Origin of the sequence: Micromonospora sp. NPDC057141 (genome assembly GCF_042670805.1) — a bacterium.
In the GTDB taxonomy this organism is placed as follows: Bacteria; Actinomycetota; Actinomycetes; order Mycobacteriales; family Micromonosporaceae; genus Micromonospora.
Map to the genome: position 1 here is coordinate 87196 of NZ_JBHUVA010000006.1, position 22001 is coordinate 109196.

Below are 22001 nucleotides of genomic sequence, written 5' to 3' on the forward strand. Positions count from 1 at the left end.
GCTCACGCCTTCGGCCGCTTGAGATACGCGACGAGCTGCTCCGGGTTGGGGCCGGGGACCACGGCGACGAGTTCCCAGCCGTCCTCACCCCAGTTGTCGAGGATCTGCTTGGTCGCGTGGACCAGCAGCGGGACGGTCGAGTATTCCCACTTCTGCATCGGTGCGGGGCTCCCTAGGAGGTGGTGACTGTTTCGGCCCCAGCCTACGATCCGGCGGGACCCCCCGGCGCGGGACGCTGCTCCGGGGCGGCGGGCGGCTCGCCGCAGGGGCCCTCGTGGTCGTACCGCTGGGGGCAGCGCGACCGGTCCGGCAGCAGCAGGTCGCAGAAGACCCGGTGCCGGTTGTTCTGGTCGTCTGCCGTCGAGACGGTGGTCTCCCCCGCGTCCAGCTCGGGCAGGAAGCCGAGCGAGACCGCCACCCGGCCGGCCAGAGCGGTCGCCGTCGCCAGGTCGGCCACCCGGATCGGCAGGTGGATGACGTACCCGGTCTCCTCCTCGTCGCGGGGGCGCTCGGCTGGCCGGCTGAGCGTGCGCAGCATCTCCCCGGGGTCGGTGAGCCGCCGGTAGGAGCGCTCGTTGAACGGCGGGCCGGTGACCGGCCCCTCCTCGCCGGTGGGGCCGGTCCCGGTTCGCCGGGCGCAACCGGCCGGCGGCGGGAACTGGGCTCGGGAGATGTTGTCCGTGTCGCGCATTACTGCCTCCGGGCCTCGCACCTGATCACGTCGTCACCATCCGGCTCGGGCCTTCCGCCGATCCGCCCCCGCGTCGGCACGAACGTAGGGCCGATTTCGGACAGGGACAACGGGGCGCGCATACCCAGATACCGAAAGTCACATATGCGACAGATCGCGGTCCGGTACCGGATGGCGGCGGAGGCGCTTCCGTGATCCTCGTGCCGGTCGGACCGCCCGGGGCCCCACCCTGGGCCGGGTTCACCGCTACCCTTCCCGTCGGACGGGCCACGCAGCCCGGCCGCCTCCGCACTCGCCTTCGCTCGTCCAGCGCTCGCGTCCCGCCGGGACGACGACGCGCCGCACCCCCGGGGGACCGACATGACCCAACCGCCCAACGGCGGCGCCACCGGATCGCCCAGCGGTCCGCCCTCCGGCGACCACACGCCCGGCCCACCCGCCGGGCCGGTCTCCCCCGCCCCGCCCGGCGCCGGCCCGTTCGGCTCGCCGGCCGGCCCCGCTCCGTTCGGCGGCCCGCCGAACCCGGGCGCCGGCCCGCTTCCGCCGCCCCCACCGGGTTACCCGCCGTACCACGCCCCGGTCGCGCCGAAGCAGCGACGGGGCGTGGTCGTCGCCTCCATCGTGGCGGTCCTCGCGCTGCTGCTCTGCGGTGGTGGCGGCGCCGCCGCGTTCTTCACCCTGCGCAGCGCCGAGAACGGTGAGGGCGCGAAGGAGCCGACGGCGGCGGTGGAGAACTTCCTCACCGCCGTCTACCGGGAGCGGGACGCCCGCAAGGCCGCCGGCTACGTCTGCGCCGCCGCCCGCGACGACCGGAAGATCACCGCGAAGGTCACGGAGCTGAAGCGGTACGCCGAGCAGTACGAAGACGCCCGGTTCCGGTGGACCGGCCCGAAGGTGGACAACCAGACCGGTGACCGGGCCACCGTCACCACCAGGGTGACCATGACGACCTCCGACGAGAAGGTCGCCGACCAGGACCTCCGCTTCACCGTGGTGCAGAAGACCGGCTGGTGGGTCTGCGAGATCGCCTGACCGGGCGACGCGGCCGGGTGGATAGGCTCGACGGGTGCGAGCAGCTGAGCGGCCGGCCGACCCGGCCTCCACGCAGTGGCCGGCGCGCCTCCACGTGGTGACCGGCAAGGGTGGCACCGGCAAGACCAGCGTGGCGGCGGCGCTGGCGCTGGCGCTGGCCTCCGACGGCCGGCGCACCCTGCTGGTCGAGGTCGAGGGGCGGCAGGGCATCGCCCAGCTCTTCGGCACCGACCCGCTGCCGTACGCCGAGCGGCACCTCACCGACGCCCCGGGCGGCGGGGAGGTGCGGGCCCTCGCGGTGGACGCCGAGGAGGCCCTGCTGGAATACCTCGACATGTTCTACAAGCTCGGTGCCGCCGGCCGGGCGCTGCGCAAGCTCGGCGCGATCGACTTCGCCACCACCATCGCCCCCGGCCTGCGGGACGTGCTGCTCACCGGCAAGGTCAAGGAGGCGACGACCCGCAGCGCGGGCCAGCGCCGGGCGTACGACGCGGTGGTGCTGGACGCGCCGCCGACCGGGCGGATCGGCCGGTTCCTCAACGTCACGGCGGAGACGGCCCGGCTGGCCAAGGTCGGCCCGATCAAGACCCAGAGCGAGGGGGTCGCCGCGCTGCTGCGCTCCCCGATGACCGCGGTGCACGTGGTGACGCTGCTGGAGGAGATGCCGGTCCAGGAGACGGTGGACGCCATCGCCGAGCTGACCCGGCTCGGCTTCCCGGTGGGGCGGGTGATCGTCAACGCCGCCCGACCGCCGCTGCCCGCCGGCCGGCCGGTGACCGCCGCCGAGCTGCGGCGCGGACTGCTCGCCGGCGGGCTGCCGGCCGACCGGGACACCGTCGCCGGGCTCGCCGCCGAGGCCCGGGACCAGCGGATCCGCCGGGAGTTGGAGGACTCGCTGCGCGGTGACCTGGCCGAGCTGGGGCAACGGATGATCGAGCTGCCGCTGTTGCCCGACGGGGTGGACCGGGCCGGGCTGGATGGGCTGTCCCGGGCGCTCGTCCGGGCGGATTGACTCACACTGGCGGCCGGCACGGCGCGGAGACCGCCCGGAGCCCGATACGCTCGATTGGTGCCTTCCGAAGACGCGGCGCCGCAGCTGGACGTCGACCAGATCCTCGCCGACCCGGGCGTGCGGATCGTGGTGTGCTGCGGGGCGGGCGGGGTGGGCAAGACGACCACCGCCGCCGCGCTCGCGTTGCGTGCCGCCGAGCAGCACGGCCGGCGCACGGTGGTGCTCACCATCGACCCGGCCCGCCGGCTGGCCCAGTCGCTGGGCCTGACCGAGCTGGACAACACGCCCCGCCAGGTCAAGGGCATCGACGTCGAGGCCAGCGGCGGCGAGCTGCACGCCATGATGCTGGACATGAAGCGCACGTTCGACGACGTGGTGCTCCAGCACACCGACCCGGCCACGGCGAAGGAGATCTTCGCCAACCCGTTCTACCAGGCCATGAGCTCGACGTTCGCCGGCACGCAGGAATACATGGCGATGGAGAAGCTCGGCCAGCTGCACGCCCGGGGCGAGTGGGACCTGATCGTGGTGGACACCCCGCCGTCCCGCTCGGCGCTCGACTTCCTGGACGCCCCGGCCCGGCTCTCCCGGTTCCTCGACGGCCGGATGCTGCGGCTGCTGCTGGCCCCGGCGCGCAGCGGGGGCCGCAGCATGTTCAGCCTCGTCACCGCGAGCTTCGGGATGTTCTCGAAGGTGGTGCAGAAGGTGCTCGGCGCGCAGCTGCTCACCGACCTGTCCGGCTTCGTGGCGGCGCTGGACTCGATGTTCGGCGGCTTCCGGCAGCGGGCCGAGCAGACGTACCGGATCCTCCAGGCGCGGGAGACGGCGTTCCTGCTGGTCGCGGCCCCGGAGCCCGACGCGGTCCGGGAGGCGGCATACTTCGCCGGGCGGCTGCGCTCCGAGCGGATGCCGCTGGCGGGGCTGGTGCTCAACCGGGTGCACCGGCCGGCGGCGCCGGCGCTGGACGCCGAGGCGTGCCTGGCCGCCGCGCAGCGGCTGGCCGAGGCCGGCGGGCACGACGGCACGGTCGACGTGCTGCGGGCGCACGCCGCGCTGGCCCAGCAGGCGCTGCGCGAGCAGCGGGTGGCGGCCCGGTTCACGGAGGCGTTCCCGCAGGTGCCGGCGGTGTCGGTGCCGGCGCAGCCCGCCGACGTGCACGACGTCGACGGGCTGCGGACGATCGGCGCGGCGATCAGCCGGCCGTGAGCCGAACCACGATCGGCCGGCCGTGACCTGGCCGGCCGTCAGCCGGTCGGGACGAGGACCTTGTCCTTGCCGGAGCGGTCCTTCGCGTTCTTCTTCATGGCCGCCTCGAACATCTTCCGCCAGCTGGCGACCTGGGGGTGCCGGCGCAGCAGGGCCCGGCGTTCCCGCTCGGTCATGCCGCCCCAGACCCCGAACTCGATCCGGTTGTCGAGCGCGTCGGCCAGGCACTCGTAGCGAACTGGGCAGCTCCGGCAGATCCGCTTCGCCACGTTCTGTTCAGCGCCCTGTACGAACAGCGCGTCCGGGTCCCCGTTCTGACACGCCGCCAGTGACGGCCAGTCAGTGATCATGCCCATGTGTACACGTCCCCCCTTGCAGTACCTACCGACGTCGCGCGACCAGCCGTCGAATCCCCCCGGTCGTCCGCCCGGCCTCCCCAGGGCGGCACGGACGACGTGTGGCTGTCGCCGCCACCATCATGCTCCGTAGTCGACTGATTACGCAACGTTGTCGGCAAAATCCATCATTACGGACATCCCCGGCTTCCCGGGCCTTCGGCCCCCGTCTACCCGGCCGCAGTACGTGAAAACGCTGCGCCGCTCCTCCGATCGGTGGAGACTTGTGGCGGATCCGCGCAACCCCGCACCAGGGCTCGTGCGTTTAGCACAACGAGGTCGGCGCGCGCAGGAAATGGGGAAAAGACGCCCCAGCGCCCCTCGTTCCCTACTCGCGTACCCTGTCGAGGTGACCTGGATGCGGAAACGTGACCATAATGTGCTGACCAACACCGCATCGCTGCTCGTCTGTGGCCTGTTGGCCGGCGTGGTGGTCGCGGCGGCGGCCTTCCCCGCGGTGGCGATGTCCGGGCTGGCCGCAAAGGCCGGCGCGGAGACCTTCGGGGCGTTGCCCAAGGAGCTGCTGGTGGGCCAGGCGCCCCAGATCAGCTACCTGCTCGCCTCCGACGCCAAGACACCGCTCGCGACCATGTACGACGAGAACCGGCGCGACGTGAAGTTCACGGACATCGGGCCGTACATGCCGAAGGCGATCATCGCCGCCGAGGACCACGACTTCTACAAGCACAACGGCGTCGACCTCAACGGCATCGCCCGGGCGTTCGTCAACAACCAGTCCGGCGCGAGCTCCCAGCAGGGCGCGTCGACGCTGACGATGCAGTACGTCCGGCTGGCCATCGCCTACTCGGCCACCCACCCGGCCGACGTCGTCGCCGCGACCGAGGACACCAGCGCCCGCAAGCTGCGCGAGATGCGGCTGGCCCTCCAGGTCGACAAGGAGTTCTCCAAGGACGAGATCCTCACCCGTTACCTGAACCTCGCCTCCTTCGGCAACGGCGCGTACGGGATCTACGCCGCCAGCCAGGTCTACTTCGGCAAGCCGCCGAGCAAGCTCAAGATCGAGGAAGCGGCCATGCTCGCCGGCATGGTGAAGGCCCCGAGCACGAACGACCCGACCACCAAAACCGGGTACCCGCTCGCCCTGGACCGGCGCAACTACGTCATCGACAACATGGTCAAGACCGGTGCGATCACCAAGGAGGAGGGCGAGGCGGCCAAGGCCACCAAGATGGTGATCAAGGACAAGACCACCCCGAACGGCTGCGTCGCCACCAACAAGAAGGAGTGGGGCTTCTTCTGCGACTACTTCTACCGCTGGTGGATGCAGCAGGAGACGTTCGGCTCGACCTCGTACGACCGGGAGCGGCGGCTCAAGAGCGGCGGCTACACGATCGTCACCAGCCTCGACGTGCAGGCGCAGAACGGCGCCGACAAGGCGGTCCGCAAGAACCTGGGCGTCAACAGCAAGGCGGCCCGGATGGTCGCGGTCGTCGAGCCGGGCACCGGCCGGGTCCGCGCGCTCTCGGTGAACCGCAACTTCAAGATCGACGACCCGAAGAAGCCGCAGAACAAGCTGAGCACCGACCCGCGCAAGCGCAGCAAGGGCATCCGGGGCAACTACCCCAACACGGTGAACCCGCTGCTCACCGGCGGCGGCGACATCAAGGGCTACCAGGCCGGCTCGACCTTCAAGATCTTCTCGATCGTGGCCGCGCTGGAGAAGGGCGTCCCGCTCAGCTACACGATCAACTCGCCGAAGCAGTTCAAGTCGGAATACATCATCGACAGCAGCAGCCCTGCGGCCTGCCAGGGCCACTTCTACTGCCCGACCAACGCCAGCGAGTCGATGGCCGGCGTACACAACATGTGGAGCGCGTTCGGCCGCTCGGTGAACACCTTCTTCGTCCCGCTCCAGCAGCAGGTCGGCGCGGAGAACGTGGTGAAGGCTGCGCAGAAGCTGGGCATCCAGTTCCGCTCCAGCGAGGACGCGGACTTCGCCAACAACAAGGAGGCGGCGCACCAGTGGGGCGCGTTCACCCTCGGCGTCTCGGCCACCACCCCGCTGGACCTGGCCAACGCGTACGCGACCCTCGCGGCCGACGGAAAATACTGCGAGCCGATCCCGGTGCAGGAGATCAAGGGCCCGGACGGCAAGAAGCTGGACATCGCCAACCCGCGCTGCGAGCAGCGGATCAGCACCGACGTCGCCCGCGCGGCCGTCGACGCGGCCCGCTGCCCGGTCGGCGACCGGTCGTCCACCTCCCGCTGCACCGGCGCCACCGCCCCCAACGTGCGCGGCATCGTCGGCAAGCCGGTGGCCGGCAAGTCCGGCACCACCGACTCGGAGAAGACCTCGTCGCTGGTCGCGATGACCAAGCAATATTCGGTCGCCGGCATCATGGCCGACCCGGACTGGCCGCAGACCAACCAGCAGATGGGCCACGACACCCCGACGGGCATCAACCCCCCGGTGTACGAGACGCTGCGCGACGCCATGAAGGGCAAGAAGGGCATCGAGTTCACCCCGCCCAGCGGCAAGATCATGGAGGGTGACCAGCGCTCGATCCCCGACGTGAAGTGCGTGGACGTCGAGACCGCGAAGGACCGGCTGCGGGGCGCCGGCTTCGACCCGGTGGTCTCCTCGGCCCGGGTGCCGTCGAGCTGCGCGGCCGGCAAGGCCGCCGGCACCAGCCCGAACGGGCGCACCATCAAGGGCGGCGTGGTGGTCATCGAGGTCAGCAGCGGCAGCGGCAACACGGACACCCCGCCGGCCAACGGCGGCACCAGCCCGAGTAGCCCACCCGGCCAGGGCGGCCGACCGGGTCGCAACGGCTGACCGGCCGCACCCCACGCGTGTGACAACGCGACGGGCGGGCACCCCTGGTCGGGGTGCCCGCCCGTCTTCGTGGCCCCGGTCGCCGGGACCGGTCAGCCGATCGCCAGCGCGTCCCGGACGGCGGGGTCGACGGGCGAGCGGACCGCCGACGGCCGCCCGCTGACCGCGTCCCACGACGCCTTCCCGCTGGCGAAGTAGTCGCGGACCGCCTTCTCGGCGAGCAGGGCCGCCGGGCAGCCCGCACACCGGGCGGCCACCCCGTCGACGTCGACGCCGAGGCTGCGGCACAGCGTCACCGCCCGCGACAGGTGGTAGGACTGGGTGACGATCAGCGCCCGGGTCACCCGTACACCTGACGCGCCCGGGCGCAGCTGTCGTAGGTGTCCAGGCCGAAGGGGTCGGCCACCACGCGCCGGGGGTCCACACCGAGTTCGGTCAGGTACGACGTCATCACCGTCGGCTCGTCGCCGGATGCGCCCACGACAGCCAGGCGCGTCAGACGCCGCCGCCAACAGGTCGGACGACCCGCCTCACCGGCTTCCCCGCTCGCCGGCACCCGCGTCAGAGGCCGAGTTGGCGGCGTACCTCGGTGGCCACCCGGCCCCCCTCGGCCCGGCCGGCCACCGCGGCCTGGGCCGCCTTCATCGCCGGGCCCATCTGCGCCTTGCCGGTGAACCCACCGGCGGCGAGCGCCTCCGCGACCAGCTCGGCCAGCTCGCCGTCGGGGAGCTGCTTCGGCAGGTACCGGTCCAGCACCTCACCCTCGGCGGTCTCCTTCGCGGCCTGCTCGGCGCGCCCGGCGTCAGCGAAGGCGGTGGCGGCCTCGCGCCGCTTCTTCGCCTCCTTGGTCAGCACCGCGAGCACCTCGTCGTCGGTGAGCTCGCGCTTGGCCTTGCCGGCGACCTCGGCCGTGCCGACGGCCGCCAGGGCCATCCGCAGGGTGGAGGTGGTCAGCTCGTCGCGCGCCTTCAGGGCGGCGCGCATGTCGGCGGTGAGGCGGTCCTTCAGCGTGCTCATGGACGGTGAAACTACCCTGAACGGCATGCGAAAGCGCACACTATTCCGACTCGGCGCGGGCACCATCGCGGCCGGAGCGGCAACCCTGGCATACGCGTCACTCGTCGAGCGCAACCTGTTCACCCTGCGCCGGTTCGACGTGCCGGTGCTGCCGGCCGACACCGAGCCGCTGCGCGTGCTGCACCTGTCGGACCTGCACATGATGCCCGAGCAGCGGCGCAAGCAGGACTGGGTGGCTTCGCTGGCGGCGCTCGACCCGGACCTGGTCGTGGTCACCGGCGACAACATGGCCCACCCGGGCGCGGTACCCGGCGTGCTGCGCGCCCTCCAGCCGCTGCTGGACTTCCCCGGGGCCTTCGTGTTCGGCTCGAACGACTACACCGGGCCGGTGCTGAAGAACCCGTTCAGCTACTTCCTGCCCGAGCGGGAGTACAGCGCGGGCGCCGAGCTGCCGTACGACGAGCTGCGCGACGTCTTCGCCGGTGCCGGCTGGGCGGACCTGAACAACGCCCGGACTACGCTCAAGGCGGGCGGGCGACCGATCGAGCTGGTCGGCGTCGACGACCCGCACATCGCGCGGGACGACTACCCGGCCGTGGCCGGCCCCGTCTCCGCGTCGGCGGAGCTGTCGATCGCGCTGTCCCACTCCCCCGAGCCGGCCGTGCTCGACCAGATGGCCGCCGACGGCTTCGACCTGCTGCTGGCCGGTCACACCCACGGCGGGCAGGTCTGCGTGCCGGGCTTCGGGGCGCTGGTGACCAACTGCGGGCTGCCCCGGTCGATGGCGAAGGGCCTGCACCGCTGGCCGGGCTCGGACGCCTGGCTGCACGTCTCGGCCGGCCTGGGCACCCACCCGACCGCGCCGGTCCGGTTCGCCTGCCGGCCCGAGGCGAGCATCCTCACCCTGATCCCCCGCTGACGCTCGTGGCTTCGGGCCCCGGCTTCGGGCCCCGGGCCTCGGTCTGGGGCGGTCGGGGGCCGCGGCCGGGCTGCGGCCCGCGTTCGGCGGGCCGACGATGTGATGTACGCCGCCTAGGGAGCTGCCCCGTTCGCGCTACCGCTCCCGACCCTTGGTATCGGAACGGGGTCTCTCAGGGCGGCCCCGGCGGCGGGGTCGGATAGCGCGGCTGGTCACCGGCCCTGCGGTCGGGCTCGTCCCGGGGTCGGTGGAGGGCTACCGGTGGGGCTCCCGGCGGGCGGCGCGAGAGGTGGGGGTACCGAGTTTGACCATCGGGGCGGGTGGGCTAGTATTTGTCCGCACGCCTCGGGGTGTGGCGCAGCTTGGTAGCGCGCTTCGTTCGGGACGAAGAGGTCGTCGGTTCGAATCCGGCCACCCCGACCGAGGGAATCGGGCCAGGTGAGACAGCATCTCACCTGGCCCGATACTGCATTGCTAACACCCCGCTTCAGCGATCCACCTCGATCGCCTCTAGCCTTCCTCGGCTTCGTTCCGCTCGATCGTCAGCGGAAAGTCAGCGAAGGACTCTCGGACCCGGTCCAGATCTCGACCACGCTCGATCGGTACACGCACGCGTTCGAGGCGGGTGCCGTGGTCCGCGAGCGGCGGCCGTTACCTTCAATCAGTCATCGATGTACCGTCAGTAGTGGTTGTCCGCTGACGAAAGCTGAGCGGGTTCGTCATTCCGGCTGGGAGCGCCGTTGTGTCGCACGTCGATCCGCGTTTCGGGGCTCGCTTGCGGGCGCTGCGTGCCGGCCGGGGTCTGTCGCTGCGGGCGCTCGGGCAGCTCGCGCACCGGGGCAAGAGCCACCTGCATGATCTGGAGACGGGTGCCAAGGCTCCGACGCCCGAGACGGCCCAACATCTCGATGAGGTTCTTCAGGCCGGCGGTGTGCTCGCGCGGCTTGTTGGTCAGCCTGTCGACCATGATGCCGAGGCCGACGATCTGCTCGCTCGGGTGCGGGCCAGCGATGTGAGCGCCGAAACGCTCGCCCGCATCGAGGCGAGCGTCGACGACCTGGCGAGCGCGTACGCGACGACCCCGCCGGTGGAGTTGCTGCCGATGGTGCGCAGGTACCTGGCGTACGTGGGTCGGCTGCTCGACGGCCGGGGGACCCTGGCGCAGCGGCGGCGTCTGATCGTTGCCGGCGGCTGGTTGACCGTGCTGCGGGCGACGGTGCACATCGACCTTCAGCAGCGTTCCGCAGCCGACACACACCTGGTCGCCGCAGCGGCGCTCGCCGAACATGCCGAACATGCGGAGATCCAGGCGTGGTGTCTGGAGACCCGGGCGTGGGACCGTCTCACCCAGGGTGAGCACCGGCAGGCGATCGACCTGTCTCAGCAGGCCCAGCGGGTGGCACCTCGGGGCAGTTCGGCGCACATCCAGGCGACGGCGCAGGAGGCGCGGGGGTGGGCGCGGGTGGGTGACGTGCGGCGGACCCGTGACGGGCTGGACCGCCTGGAGCGGTTGACCGCGAACCTGCCGGTGCCGGAGCGGGCCGAGCATCACTACCGGTACGACCCGACGAAGGCGCTGGCGTACACGGCGACGACGCTGTCGTGGGCGGGTGACCCGGCTGCCGAGCAGGTGGCCCGGGTGGCGTTGGCGGAGTTGGACCCGCGCGGTGACGGGGGTGACCGGCCACGGCGGTCCGCGTCTGCCCGCCTTGACCTGGCCCTGGCCTTGATAGCTGCCGACCAGCCGGACGAGGCCAGCGCGGTCGCCGGTGAGGCGATCCGTTCCGGGCGGGTGGCACCGTCGAACTGGTGGCGGGCTCACGAGGTGCTCCGGCGGGTCGAGCAGACCGACGCGACAGAGGCGTCGGTGCTGCGCGAGGTGTACGAGGCGTACCGGCCCGCCGGCTGACAGAGGACAGCCGACCCGCCCAGCGGACAACCAACACCTTTGAGTAACCGCCCGATCGCTCAATGCTGTGAGCAAGAGCGGGATTGACGCGGACACACCAGAGCGCTGAGACCCGCTTGGAGCCGGGCGCGGTGGTGTCGGTCCTTCCACGAGCACGCCGCCGCGCCCCTACCAGCGGAGGTGGGGAATGGGCGACACCGGTCCGGTCGAGGGCAGCAGGGGCGAGCAGATCCAGCAGGCGGAACGGGAAGCCGCCCGACGGCGGATCCTGGCGCAGGCCGAGCAGGAACGGATACCGGCCGAGGAGACCACCCGGGCGGTGCCCGATCGGCGGTGGCGTCGTGAACAGCCTTGAGCTGTTGCCGGTCGGCCGTCGGGTGGCGTACTGGCGGGGGCGGCGGAAGTTGTCGCAGCAGGTGTTCGCCGATCGGCTGGGCAAGTCCAAGAGCTGGGTCGACAAGGTCGAGCGGGGCGTCCGGTCCCTCGACAGGGTCTCCACCCTCCACGACATCGCCGCCGTCCTACGGATCGACGCGGCGGTGCTGCTCGGCCGGGACACCCGGCCCGCCGACGTGACGGGGCGGGTCGAGGGCGTCGAACAGGTCCGGGAGGCCCTGTCGACGTACGACATAGCGGTGGGTCACTCGGTGACCAACCGTGCCGTGGTGCCGGCGGATCGACTCGCGCGGGCTGCTGCCCACGCGTGGATCAGTTTCCAGCATGCCCGGTACGCGCAGGTGACCGCGATGGTCCCAGAGCTGTTGGCCGGCGCGCAGCGCGCGCACGCCGACGACCCTGAGCAGGCGCGGGCAACGCTGGTGGAGGCGTACCGGGTGACCGCTTCGCTGCTGACGAAGCTGGGCGAGGCCGGCTTGGCCTGGCTGGCCGCCGACCGGGCCATGCTCACCGCCACCGGCGATCCCGTCCTGGTGGCCGCCGCCACCGTGCAACTCGGCCAGGCGCTCCGCGCCTGCGGGCGGACACGAGCAGCCGTGTCGACGGCCCAGGCCGCCGCGTACCGGATCGCCCCGCCCGACCCCGACGACGCGCCACCGCCGGAGCTGTCGCTGTGCGGGACGCTGCTCGTCCAAGCCGCGTTGGCCGCCGCCCGCCACGGCGACGACCGCACCGCCGCCGACCTGATCGACGAGGCTGCCGCCATGGCCGCCCGCGTCGGCGACGGCCACGACCACCACCGGACCGCGTTCGGGCCAACCGCCGTGGACCTGGCCCGGGTCGCCGCCGCTCTCGACCTCGGCAACGCCCACGAAGCCGTCGCCTGGCACAGAAAGGCCACCAAGCGGGACGGATGGCGGTGGCTACCTGCCGAACACCGCGCCGCGCACCTGCTCGACGCCGCCCGCGCATACCTCCATACCGACGACCCCACCAACGCGGCGCGGGCCCTGGTCGAGGCGGACCGGACAGCACCGGCCGAGATACGACACCGCCCCGCCGCCCGGAAGATCGTCGCCCAGGTCGCCCGCGACCCACACGCCCCGGCCACCATCATCCAACTCGCCGTCGTCCTCGGGGTGACCTGACCATGACCGCGCCGTTCCTGTCCCTGGCCCAGATCCGCAACCGGCTGACCCTCACCGCCCGCCAGATCCTCCGCCACCACCAACCCGGCACCGACGGGCGTTGCCCGATCTGCCGGACGTCGGGATGCACCGTGGCCGCAGCCGCCCGCAACGTCATCGACACCGCCGAGGAAGTACGGCAGCGGAATACAGCAGCCCAGCCAGCCACACCGGACCGGGACGACCCTCAGCAGACCGGATGACCTCGGATGACACCCGATCCGACCGGCCGTCCCGCTGCGACTGCCCGCTGAGAGCGCGCTTACGCGAGGCCCGCTCAGCCGCCAGAGGACTCTGGCCCGCGCCGCCATGCCTCCCCCTGGACGGCATGACGCTCTGCCGCGTACCGTTCCTGGGTGAATTTGGCCTCGCGGGCCGCGGCCGAGTCTTCGGGCGAGGACAGCCGCCTCCGGTCGCGCCAGCCGACGAGAACGAAGGTCACGATCAGCAGCACGGCGAAAACCGCGAGGGACACCAGCACCGGCTTCATGCCATCGACGCTACGCTCTACGCGCCAGCGTGCGCCTCTCCCCGGCGTTTCTCCGCGCTGCCGTACGTGCGTCCGCTGCCCTGACGGGTGGTGCTGGCCGCGCTCGGCCCGGGCGGTGCTGGTGCCACTGATGGTGCGTCGTCACCGCCGGCTGGGCCGGCCCGCCACGGGTGACGGGCCGGCGTGAGCGGTCGTACGGCGGCTCAGTACGCGTACGTGACCGAGATGGTGACGTTGGGGCAGGAGCTCGCCCAGCTCGTCAGGGCGTCCTTCTCGGCCGTGTCGACGGTGAGCCGCCAGCGGGTCTTGGTGGCCACCCACTCGTTGACGTAGCGGCAGCGGGCGGAGCTGTACGACGGCATCCACGTCGCCGGGTCCTGGTCGCCCTTGGACTGGTTGACGTTGTCGGTCACCGCGACCAGCGGGCGGGAGTCGTCGAGGTCGTTCGCGTACGCCTGGCGGCGGCTGGTGGACCAGTTGCGGGCGCCGGAGTCCCACGCCTCGGCGAGCGGCACCATGTGGTCGATGTCGACGTCGCCGGTGGCCGTCCAGTAGGCGTTGTCGTAGTAGGAGTACCAGCGTCCGCCGGAGAGCGTGCAGGTGCCGCTGATCGTGGGCGCGGAGACCGCCTCGGCGAGCAGCACCTCGTTGCGGGTGTGGCAGCCGTCACCGTCGGCGTCGATCCAGTGCGGGAAGAGGTCCCGGCTGTAGCCGGTGCGGATCTCGGTGGCCACCGGCAGGGCCGCGACGGCGGTTTGCAGGGGCGCGGAGTAGCTGGCGGCCCAGGCGGGATCGGCCAGGCCGATGGCGGCGGCGAGGGTGGCGGCGAGGGTGGTCGCGGCCACGCGCGGCGTGCGGTTCATGGTGCTCCGTCCGGGTAGGCGGGATGCATCGTCTCCCCTGTATATAGACAGAGGCGACATTCCCACAACCAGAACCCGCAGGTGAACGCTTCACGAACCCTCACCCGAGGCGGCTCCGCCGCGCCTCAGGCAAGCAGGTCGAGCATCCAGTGCCGGGTCCGGAAGACTTGGCCCCGGAACGGCGTCTCCCGCTCCCCGAGCAGGACGAACCCGAGCGACCGGCAGAGGCCGTTCGAGGGCGCGTTGTCGACTCCCGGAAAGGCGTGCACCGGTGACCAGCCGCCCGCCCGGCGGGCCTCGTCGAGCAGCATCCGGACCGCCCGCCCGGCCACGCCCCGCCCCTGGTGTTCGGGCAGCACCATCCAGCCGATCTCGGCGGCGGGTGCGCCGTCGATCTCGTGCCGGTGGAGGGTCACCGTGCCGGCCACCGCCGCCGGGTCGGCCGGGTCGGGCACGATCATTCTGATCAGGCCGGCACCGCGCGCCACCAGGTCCAGGTCGTGCCGGACCTGACCGGCCAGGGACTCCTCCGGCATCGGTCCGCCGAGGTCGGCCATCATCACCGGGTCGCAGCGCATCCGGCGGTACGCGTCGACGTCACCGTCGTCGACATCCCGGAGCAGCACGCGTACGCCTCAGTCGTTCAGCTCGGTGCGCCGGATCTCGGCGAACGCGGCGGTCAGCAGGCCGTCGAGCGGCTGGTCCGGCGCGGCCGGCGGCTGGTCCGGCGCATTGGCAGGCCGGTTCGTCGCGGTCGCCGGCCGGTTCGTCGCGGCCAGCAGGTCGACGAGGAGCAGCGGCGCGTGCCGGGCCAGCGCGGCCGGGTCGGGCGGGGTGGGGTCGTCGTCCGGGTCGTACACGCCGAGAGCGCCGGCCAGCAGCACCAGCACCACGTGCGGGTCGACGTCCGGCCGCCAGGTCGCCGCGCCCCGGACGCACGCCTCCAGCACCTGCCGGACGTCGTCACCGTCCAGCCCGTCGGGGTGGGTCTCCTCCAGCAGCAGGCGGACCACCGCGCCGAGGACCAAGCCGGACCGGTCCGCCCGGGCGAGCAGGTCGACCGCCTCGTCGTACGCCTCGGGGTCCCGGGCGCGGACGGCCGCCACGGCGTCGGTGGCCGCGCGGCCGATCTCGCGGGCCGGCGCGGGCAGGTGTCGCCAGGTCGTCGTCATCGCCCCCAGGATGGCAGACCCACCAAGAGGGTCTGACGTTGGCGGCCGGCTCCCCCCTCATGAGAGCCGGCCGCCTCGCCTTGCCGGCCGGACGACCGGGCCGTCCGGCCAACGGACAGCGTCAGCAGTTGGTGTAGCTGCCGCTGCTCCCCCACGAGCAGGAGTCGATCTGCTTGCCGGCCGTGTCGCGCACGTACGCGGCGTCGCCGGTGTTGTTCCAGATGTACGCCTCAGACCCCCAGTACCGGTTGGTCGAGGTGTTGGTGCCCTTGCCGGTGTGGATGGTGACGCTGGCCCCGGCGGCGAGCTTGAAGTCACCGCTGAACGTGTACACGTGGCTCGACTTGTCGCGCAGCGTCCACGACTTGAGGTTGACGGTCGTGGTCTTGCGGTTGGTCAGCTTCACGTACTCGGCGTTCAGGCTGCTGCTCGACCGGTTGTCGGTGCCCGGCGAGTTGTAGTAGACCTTGGTGATCTGGATCGCCGGGGTGGCGGCCTGCGCGGGCGCGGCCAGGGTGAGCGAACCACCGACGGTGACGGCGAGAGCCACGGCGATGCCGGTCAGCCTCTTCTTCAACACGATCCCCCACATGCTGACGGCCGGCCCTCGACGGTGGCCGGCGGAACGTGAGCAGAGGCTATCGGCGTCGCACGACCACTGTGGACGGTTCCGGGCCCGCGTCGGCAACTACACCCGCAGGGCCCACCGATCGCGGCCGAACGGCACCGCCGGCCGACGCGAACGGCGACACAGCGCAACGCGAACGGTGGCACGGCACAGCGCGAACGGTGGCATGCCGCGACGCGAACGGCAGCGCCGGGCGACGTCCCGGGCGGGCGACCATCACCCGGCAAGCGTGGCCGCCACCAACGAGTCGACGGCGGCGCGTTCCCTCCGGTCGGCGTGCATGTTCGAGCCGTACGCGACGCACCAGAGCGGTTCGCTCACGGCGGTGGGCCGGAGACGCGGCTGTCAGAACGCGCCGGTGCGGGCCGCCGCGTGGCTCACCTGCACGGTGTGCGTGACGCAGCCGGCGTCGGCGACGAGGTGCAGCAGGAAGGCGGTGGGTTCGAGGGCGTACCCCATCTCGTCGCCCTCGTCGAGGGTGAGCGACGACTGCCGCCAGGTGCTCGGCGCGGTGGTCAGCACCGTGCCGGCGAAGCCGACCGTGATCGGGCGGTGCACGTGCCCGGCGACGACCCGGACGACGTGCGGGTGCGCGGCCACCACCTTGGCCAGGTCGTCGCCGTCGCGCAGGCGCATGCCGTCGAGGTAGGGCAGGCCCACCGGGACGGGCGGGTGGTGCAGGCAGACGACGGCGGGCAGCTCGGCCCGGCGGGCCAGCGTCTCGTCGAGCCAGGCGAGCTGCTCGGGGCCGAGCCGGCCGGCCGGCTCGCCGGGGGTCGCGGAGTCCAGCACGACGATGGTCGCGCCGGGCTGCTCGACGGCGTAGTGGGCCTGGTAGCCGCCGCCGAGGTGCGGCGTGCCGCCGAAGACGTCGAGCAGCGACTCGCGGTCGTCGTGGTTGCCGGCGACCAGGTGCACCGGCACGGGGAACCGGGCGATCAGGTCGCGCAGCGCGACGTACTCCTCGGGGCTGCCGTGCTCGGCGAGGTCGCCGGTGATGACGACGTGGTCGGGGCGGGGACGCAGGCCGAGCACCCGGCCGAGCGCCCGGTGCAGCGCGGCGGCGGGCTCGGCGGCCAGCGGGCCGGTGGTGAGGTGGGTGTCGCTGAGCTGGGCGATGAGCATCGCGTGCCTCCAGGTCGACCGGTGCCTCAAGGCTATCGCCGCCGCCCGCCGCCCACGGCCCGCGTCCACAGCCGGCGTCCACAGCCTGTGGATAGCACATGTGTACGAAGAAAACGATCTTGGCAACGGGCCGCTGAGCTGCGGTGAGTACGCTTGGTCGGGCCACTTCCCTCCCCCGTCAGGAACCACGTGCGCGCAGCTCACCACCGGGTCGTCCGGGACGTCACGGTCCGCCTGCCGATGGCGTCGACCGCCGTCGAGGCGTGCCAGTGGACCGTCGCCGCGCTGGCCCGGTACGCGCCGGCCACCATCTCCGTGCTGCTCCAGGTGCACGACCGGCTCCGCTGCGTGGCCGCCACCGGCGCCTGGCAGGTCTTCTCCACCGTCCCGCCGAAAGCCGGCGTCGTCGGCCGGGTCTACGCCTCCGGCGAGCCCGCCACCGTCGGAGACGTCACCGCCGACCCCGACTACCTCCCGGTACGCCCCGACGTGACCACCGAGGTCTGCGTGCCGGTGCTCGACCCGGCGGGCCGACCGATCGGGGTCCTCGACCTCCAGTGGTCCGACCCGGTCGAGCTGGACGCGTGGCGGGAGACCGCCGAACGTGTCGCCGCCCGGCTCGGCGCCCGGATCACCGCCCTGGGCGGCCCGCCCGCCGAGACCCGCAGCGAGAAGCTGCTGCGGCACGCCGCCGCGCTCACCGCCGCCCCCACCGAGTGGGACCTGATGACGGCAGCCATCTGCGCGGCCCGGGAGGTTTCCACCCTCTCCGCGGCCGTCCTGCTGCTGACCGGCGGCGGGACGGGCCCCCGGCTGGGCGCGCCCACCGGCGCCCCGGGCGAGCTGGAGTCCCGCATCCGGGCCGAGCTGACCGAGGCGGGCGCGCCGGCCCTGCACGGGATGGTCGCCCGCGCCCACGGGCACGGCTCCGGCTACACCCTGGGCGAGGCGGGGCACCCGCCCACCCAGGAATACCGGCCGCTCGCCGCCGCCGGGGTGCGCACCCTGGTGGCGGTGCCGGTCGGGCCGCCCGACGGCGGCGGGGTGCTGCTGGTCGCCGACGAGCGGCTGCTGCGGCCCGACCCCACCACGGTCAACCTGATGGAACTGCTCGCCGGGCAGGCGTGGACCTGCCTGGACCGGCTGCGCACGCTGGCCCGGCTGCGCGAGCAGGCCAGCTCCGACCCGCTGACCGGGCTGCGGCACACCGAGCCGTTCGGGCAGCGGATCGCGCGGGCCACCCCGGGTCGTACGGCGCTGCTGGCCATCGACGTGGACGGCTTCAAGGCGGTCAACGACACGTACGGCCACCAGGCCGGGGACCGGCTGCTGGTGGGGCTGGCCCGGGCGCTGGAGGCGGCGCTGCGCCAGGGCGACGAGCTGTACCGGATCGGCGGGGACGAGTTCGTCGCCGTGATCGAGGTGAACCGCCCCGAGGAGGCGGTGCGCATCGCCGAGCGGCTGGCCGAGGCGGCCCGGTCCACCGGTCGCACGATCAGCGTCGGCGTCGCCCTGCCCCGGCCGGGCGAGTCGCCCGAGCAGACCCTGCGCCGCGCCGACCAGGCCCTCTACGCGGTCAAGCGCCAGGGGCGCGACGGCGTCCGCCTGGCCGCCGCCTGAGGGTCCACCGCTCCCGGCCCCGCCTGAGCGACCGCCCCCACGGGGAGGGCGTCAGCGGGCGGTCAGCTCCTTGGCCAGCAGCTCGGCGATCTGGGCCGTGTTCAGGGCCGCGCCCTTGCGCAGGTTGTCGCCGGTGACGAAGAGGTCGAGGGCGCGCGGGTCGTCGACGGCGCGACGGATCCGGCCGACCCAGGACGGGTCGGTGCCCACGGCGTCGATCGGCATCGGGAACTCCCCGGCGGCCGGATCGTCGACCAGGATCACGCCGGGGGCGTTGCGCAGGGCCTCCCGGGCGCCCTCCGCGTCCACCTCGGTGGCGAAGACGGCGTGCACGGCCACCGAGTGGCCGGTCACCACCGGCACCCGTACGCAGGTCGCGGAGACCTTCAGGTCGGGCAGACCGAGGATCTTGCGCGACTCGTTGCGCATCTTCAGCTCCTCGGACGACCACCCGCCGTCGGCGAGCGAGCCGGCCCAGGGCACCACGTTGAGCGCCAGCGGGGCGGGGAACGGCCCCAGCTCGTCGCCGACCGCCTGCCGCACGTCGCCGGGGCGGGAGCCGAGCACCCGGTCCCCGGCGATCTTGCCGAGCTGGAGGTGCAGCGCGTCCACCCCGGCCTGGCCCGCCCCGGAGACCGCCTGGTAGGAGGCCAGGACCAGCTCGCGCAGCCCGTACTCGCGGTGCAGCGGGGCGATCGCCACGATCATGGCGAGGGTGGTGCAGTTGGCGTTGGCGATGATCCCCCTCGGCCGGTTGCGCACCTGCTCGGGGTTGATCTCGGGGACGACCAGCGGGACGTCGCGGTCCGTCCGGAACGCGCCGGAGTTGTCGACCGCCACCGCGCCCCGGGACACCGCGACCGGGGCCCACTCGGCGGAAACCTCGTCGGGCACGTCGAACATGGCCACGTCGACGCCGTCGAACGCCTCCGGGGTGAGCGCCCCGACGGTCAGCTCCTCGCCCCGGCAGCGCACCCGCCGCCCGACCGACCGCTCGGAGGCGATCAGCCGGATCTCGCCCCACACGTCGCGCCGCGACGACAACAGCTCGCACATCACCGTGCCGACGGCACCGGTCGCCCCGACCACGGCAAGGGTGGGCCGCGACGGCACGGCGTTACCGCCCGGTCCCCGCGTATACGACGGCTTCGGTGTCGCCGCCCAGCTCGAAGGCGTCGTGGATGGCCCGGACGGCCTTGTCGAGGTCGGTGTCCCGGCAGACCACGGAGACCCGGATCTCGGAGGTGGAGATCATCTCGATGTTGACGCCGGCCGCGCCGAGGGCGGCGAAGAAGCCGGCCGCGACGCCCGGGTGCGACCGCATCCCCGCGCCGATGAGCGAGACCTTGCCGACGTGGTCGTCGTAGAGCAGGCCCTTGAACTTGACCGGATCCTGGATCTTGCTGAGCGCGGCCATGGCGGTCGGCCCGTCGGTCTTCGGCAGGGTGAACGAGATGTCCGTGCGGCCGGTGCCCTCGGTGGAGACGTTCTGCACGATCATGTCGATGTTGATCTCGGCACCGGCGACGGTGTCGAAGATCCGCGCGGCGGCGCCCGGCTCGTCCGGCACCCCGACGATCGTGATCTTCGCCTCGCTGCGGTCGTGGGCGACGCCGGTGATCAGTGCCTGTTCCACAGCAAGGTCCTCCATCGATCCGGTGACCATCGTGCCGGTGTTGGTCGAGTATGACGAACGGACGTGGATCGGCAACCCCGCGCGCCGGGCGTACTCGACGCTGCGCAGGTGCAGCACCTTCGCGCCGCAGGCGGCCAGCTCCAGCATCTCCTCGTAGGTGACGTGCCGGATGTGCCGGGCGTTCGGCACGATCCGGGGGTCGGCGGTGAAGATGCCGTCGACGTCGGTGTATATCTCGCAGACGTCGGCACCCAGCGCGGCGGCGAGCGCCACGGCCGTGGTGTCCGAGCCGCCCCGGCCCAGCGTGGTGACGTCCTTGGTGTCCTGGGAGACGCCCTGGAAGCCGGCGACGATGACCACCGCGCCCTCGTCGAGCGCGCCCTTGAGCCGCCCCGGGGTGACGTCGATGATCCGCGCCTTGCCGTGCACGGAGGTGGTGATCACGCCGGCCTGCGAGCCGGTGAACGAGCGCGCTTCGTACCCCAGGTTGTGGATCGCCATGGCGAGCAGCGCCATGGAGATCCGCTCCCCGGCGGTGAGCAGCATGTCCAGCTCGCGGCCCGGCGGCAGCGGGCTCACCTGGTTGGCCAGGTCGAGCAGTTCGTCGGTGGTGTCACCCATCGCGGAGACGACCACGACCACGTCGTCGCCTGCCTTGCGGGCGGCGACGATGCGTTCGGCCACCCGCTTGATCCGCTCGGCGTTGGCGACGGAGGATCCGCCGTACTTCTGCACCACGAGTGCCACGACGGTGCACTCCCTCCCCGCGTCCCTTGACCGTGTCGCGCCCCCCGGAAACCAGCCGGCGGCGCTTGTCAGACCCCATCAGGGTATCCGGCGGCCCGGACGGCCGGGTCAGGTGATCCCACCATCCGGCCCGCGCGGCCCGGCCCGGCCGCGCCCCGGTCAGCCCGCCGAGGGGGTACGCGACACGCCCACCGAACGGCGTCGCCGGGGTCACGGGCGCGGCCCGCGCACCGCAGAATGACCCGGTGCACGCCCACCTCCGCGCGGCCCGGCGCCCGACCGGCGTCCTCGCGCCCGCCCTGCCGGCCAAGCGCCCGACCGGCGTCCTCGAGGCCAGGCGCCTGACCGGCGTCGCGGCGCTCGCTCTCCTGCCGGCCCTGCTCGCTGCCTGCGCCGACGATCCGGCCCCCGCGCCGGCCCCGCCGACGCCCGCCGACCCCGCGCCCGCCGTCGCCGACGCCGCCCGGGACGAGCTGGCCGCCCTGGCCGCGGCGGCCCAGGACCGGAGCTTCACCGCCCGCTACACCTTCGCCGACGGCGACGGTTCCGACCGCTCGGTCGTGGTCACCAGCGCCAGCGACGGCACCTGGCGGGTGGACGTCCCGGGCGGCGCGCTGGGCGGGACGGCCGACGTGTCGCTCGTCGCCACCGCCGACGGGCTCTACCAGTGCGGCCTGCCGTCGGCCGGCCGCCCGGAGCCGGCGGGCTGCGTACGCCTCGGCGACCCGGCGGACACCGTCCCGCGCCGGCTCGACCCCCGGGTGCAGCACCCGTTCACCGACTGGCTGGAGGTGCTCACCGACCGGCGGGCCCCGCTCGCGGTCTCCCCCGCCCGGCCGCCGCAGGGGGCGAGCGGGTCCTGCTACTCGGTCGACACGACCTCGGCCTCGCTGAACGCCCCGCTGGACGTCGGCATCTACTGCTACGCCCCGGACGGCACCCCGACGGCCGTGCGGACCGCCGGCGGCACGCTCACCCTGGCCGGGCCGGCCGGGCCCGGCCCGGCCACCGTGGCGCTGCCCGGGCCGGTGACCGACGGCGAGCCGCTCGGCGTCGCCGCGCCGGAGCCGGACGGGACGACTCCCACGGCCACGGCAACGCCCTGACCGAAGTCCGTTGCGGGTGGCTATGGGCGCACTCGCCCCACCTCGCATCTCGG

The 22001-nt window shown here is 73.0% G+C and carries 24 protein-coding genes, 1 tRNA gene and 1 pseudogene; 12 read left to right on the plus strand and 14 right to left on the minus strand.

The features are described from left to right. Window positions 1–2: 2 nt before the first annotated feature. Window positions 3–158: a hypothetical protein gene (locus ACFT41_RS06625; RefSeq protein WP_377584051.1), complete on the minus strand. Its 156-nt coding sequence runs from the start codon at window positions 156–158 to the stop codon at window positions 3–5. A 44-nt stretch (window positions 159–202) separates the two neighbouring features. After that, window positions 203–691: a hypothetical protein gene (locus ACFT41_RS06630; protein WP_377584053.1), complete on the minus strand. Its 489-nt coding sequence runs from the start codon at window positions 689–691 to the stop codon at window positions 203–205. A gap of 360 nt (window positions 692–1051) precedes the next feature. On the opposite strand from ACFT41_RS06630, the gene ACFT41_RS06635 reads away from it, so the two are divergent. The 3 genes from ACFT41_RS06635 to ACFT41_RS06645 are packed head-to-tail and all read left to right on the plus strand — an operon-like array spanning window position 1052 to window position 3941. Continuing rightward, window positions 1052–1723: a hypothetical protein gene (locus ACFT41_RS06635; protein WP_377584056.1), complete on the plus strand. Its 672-nt coding sequence runs from the start codon at window positions 1052–1054 to the stop codon at window positions 1721–1723. Window positions 1724–1757: 34 nt separating this feature from the next. Beyond that, a complete protein-coding gene (locus ACFT41_RS06640; RefSeq protein ID WP_377584059.1) occupies window positions 1758–2735 on the plus strand; it encodes an ArsA-related P-loop ATPase in 978 nt (325 codons plus the stop codon). A 54-nt stretch (window positions 2736–2789) separates the two neighbouring features. Next, the gene (locus tag ACFT41_RS06645; protein WP_377584061.1) at window positions 2790–3941 is read left to right on the plus strand and encodes an ArsA family ATPase; all 1152 of its coding nucleotides are present in this window, start codon (window positions 2790–2792) and stop codon (window positions 3939–3941) included. 38 nt (window positions 3942–3979) lie between these two features. On the opposite strand, the gene ACFT41_RS06650 is transcribed toward ACFT41_RS06645, so the two are convergent. Continuing rightward, window positions 3980–4297 carry a WhiB family transcriptional regulator gene (locus ACFT41_RS06650; protein ID WP_074472222.1) on the minus strand — a complete coding sequence of 106 codons (318 nt, stop codon included), beginning with the start codon at window positions 4295–4297 and terminating at the stop codon, window positions 3980–3982. A 397-nt stretch (window positions 4298–4694) separates the two neighbouring features. Between ACFT41_RS06650 and ACFT41_RS06655 the strand changes: the two genes are divergently transcribed. Continuing rightward, the gene (locus tag ACFT41_RS06655) at window positions 4695–7133 is read left to right on the plus strand and encodes a penicillin-binding protein (RefSeq protein WP_377584064.1); all 2439 of its coding nucleotides are present in this window, start codon (window positions 4695–4697) and stop codon (window positions 7131–7133) included. Between the two features lie 92 nt (window positions 7134–7225). Here the strand turns inward: ACFT41_RS06655 and ACFT41_RS06660 are convergent, their stop codons facing one another. From ACFT41_RS06660 to ACFT41_RS06670, 3 genes are all read right to left on the minus strand, one after another. Beyond that, entirely contained in the window at window positions 7226–7477 is a 252-nt protein-coding gene (locus ACFT41_RS06660; protein WP_377586217.1) for a hypothetical protein, read from the minus strand. Further along, window positions 7474–7614 carry a hypothetical protein gene (locus tag ACFT41_RS06665; RefSeq protein WP_377586219.1) on the minus strand — a complete coding sequence of 47 codons (141 nt, stop codon included), beginning with the start codon at window positions 7612–7614 and terminating at the stop codon, window positions 7474–7476. Before ACFT41_RS06665 ends, ACFT41_RS06660 begins: the two co-directional genes overlap by 4 nt. Window positions 7615–7694: 80 nt before the next feature. Continuing rightward, the gene (locus tag ACFT41_RS06670; RefSeq protein WP_377586221.1) at window positions 7695–8150 is read right to left on the minus strand and encodes a GatB/YqeY domain-containing protein; all 456 of its coding nucleotides are present in this window, start codon (window positions 8148–8150) and stop codon (window positions 7695–7697) included. Between the two features lie 25 nt (window positions 8151–8175). On the opposite strand from ACFT41_RS06670, the gene ACFT41_RS06675 reads away from it, so the two are divergent. The 6 genes and pseudogenes from ACFT41_RS06675 to ACFT41_RS06700 all read left to right on the plus strand — a co-directional run bounded on the left by ACFT41_RS06675 (window position 8176) and on the right by ACFT41_RS06700 (window position 12764). Then, the gene (locus ACFT41_RS06675; protein ID WP_377586223.1) at window positions 8176–9069 is read left to right on the plus strand and encodes a metallophosphoesterase; all 894 of its coding nucleotides are present in this window, start codon (window positions 8176–8178) and stop codon (window positions 9067–9069) included. Between the two features lie 346 nt (window positions 9070–9415). After that, window positions 9416–9489: transfer RNA gene (locus ACFT41_RS06680), tRNA-Pro, on the plus strand. A 301-nt stretch (window positions 9490–9790) separates the two neighbouring features. Beyond that, window positions 9791–11025, plus strand: a pseudogene (locus ACFT41_RS06685) (helix-turn-helix domain-containing protein). Window positions 11026–11165: 140 nt separating this feature from the next. Continuing rightward, window positions 11166–11333 carry a hypothetical protein gene (locus ACFT41_RS06690; RefSeq protein WP_377586225.1) on the plus strand — a complete coding sequence of 56 codons (168 nt, stop codon included), beginning with the start codon at window positions 11166–11168 and terminating at the stop codon, window positions 11331–11333. Further along, the gene (locus tag ACFT41_RS06695; RefSeq protein ID WP_377586227.1) at window positions 11320–12522 is read left to right on the plus strand and encodes a helix-turn-helix domain-containing protein; all 1203 of its coding nucleotides are present in this window, start codon (window positions 11320–11322) and stop codon (window positions 12520–12522) included. The genes ACFT41_RS06690 and ACFT41_RS06695 overlap by 14 nt, the downstream gene beginning before the upstream one ends. 2 nt (window positions 12523–12524) lie before the next feature. Further along, complete coding sequence (locus ACFT41_RS06700) at window positions 12525–12764, plus strand: hypothetical protein (RefSeq protein WP_377586229.1); 240 nt, start codon at window positions 12525–12527, stop codon at window positions 12762–12764. 74 nt (window positions 12765–12838) lie between these two features. Here the strand turns inward: ACFT41_RS06700 and ACFT41_RS06705 are convergent, their stop codons facing one another. From ACFT41_RS06705 to ACFT41_RS06730, 6 genes are all read right to left on the minus strand, one after another. After that, window positions 12839–13051 carry a hypothetical protein gene (locus ACFT41_RS06705; protein ID WP_377586231.1) on the minus strand — a complete coding sequence of 71 codons (213 nt, stop codon included), beginning with the start codon at window positions 13049–13051 and terminating at the stop codon, window positions 12839–12841. A gap of 203 nt (window positions 13052–13254) precedes the next feature. Next, complete coding sequence (locus ACFT41_RS06710; RefSeq protein WP_377586233.1) at window positions 13255–13914, minus strand: HNH endonuclease family protein; 660 nt, start codon at window positions 13912–13914, stop codon at window positions 13255–13257. 125 nt (window positions 13915–14039) lie between these two features. Next, window positions 14040–14540, minus strand: a complete 501-nt coding sequence (locus ACFT41_RS06715) for a GNAT family N-acetyltransferase (protein ID WP_377586235.1) — start codon at window positions 14538–14540, stop codon at window positions 14040–14042. A 9-nt stretch (window positions 14541–14549) separates the two neighbouring features. After that, entirely contained in the window at window positions 14550–15086 is a 537-nt protein-coding gene (locus ACFT41_RS06720; RefSeq protein ID WP_377586237.1) for a hypothetical protein, read from the minus strand. 121 nt (window positions 15087–15207) lie between these two features. Continuing rightward, complete coding sequence (locus tag ACFT41_RS06725; protein ID WP_377586239.1) at window positions 15208–15666, minus strand: lamin tail domain-containing protein; 459 nt, start codon at window positions 15664–15666, stop codon at window positions 15208–15210. Between the two features lie 393 nt (window positions 15667–16059). Further along, the gene (locus ACFT41_RS06730; protein ID WP_377586241.1) at window positions 16060–16839 is read right to left on the minus strand and encodes a phosphodiesterase; all 780 of its coding nucleotides are present in this window, start codon (window positions 16837–16839) and stop codon (window positions 16060–16062) included. 240 nt (window positions 16840–17079) lie between these two features. Here ACFT41_RS06730 and ACFT41_RS06735 point away from each other — a divergent pair, with 240 nt between their 5' ends. Beyond that, window positions 17080–18459 carry a diguanylate cyclase gene (locus tag ACFT41_RS06735; RefSeq protein WP_377586303.1) on the plus strand — a complete coding sequence of 460 codons (1380 nt, stop codon included), beginning with the start codon at window positions 17080–17082 and terminating at the stop codon, window positions 18457–18459. Between the two features lie 51 nt (window positions 18460–18510). Here ACFT41_RS06735 and ACFT41_RS06740 read toward each other — a convergent pair whose 3' ends face one another. Continuing rightward, complete coding sequence (locus ACFT41_RS06740; RefSeq protein ID WP_377586243.1) at window positions 18511–19572, minus strand: aspartate-semialdehyde dehydrogenase; 1062 nt, start codon at window positions 19570–19572, stop codon at window positions 18511–18513. A 4-nt stretch (window positions 19573–19576) separates the two neighbouring features. Next, window positions 19577–20842 carry an aspartate kinase gene (locus tag ACFT41_RS06745; RefSeq protein WP_377586245.1) on the minus strand — a complete coding sequence of 422 codons (1266 nt, stop codon included), beginning with the start codon at window positions 20840–20842 and terminating at the stop codon, window positions 19577–19579. 245 nt (window positions 20843–21087) lie between these two features. On the opposite strand from ACFT41_RS06745, the gene ACFT41_RS06750 reads away from it, so the two are divergent. After that, entirely contained in the window at window positions 21088–21948 is an 861-nt protein-coding gene (locus ACFT41_RS06750; RefSeq protein ID WP_377586247.1) for a hypothetical protein, read from the plus strand. Window positions 21949–22001: the final 53 nt, after the last annotated feature.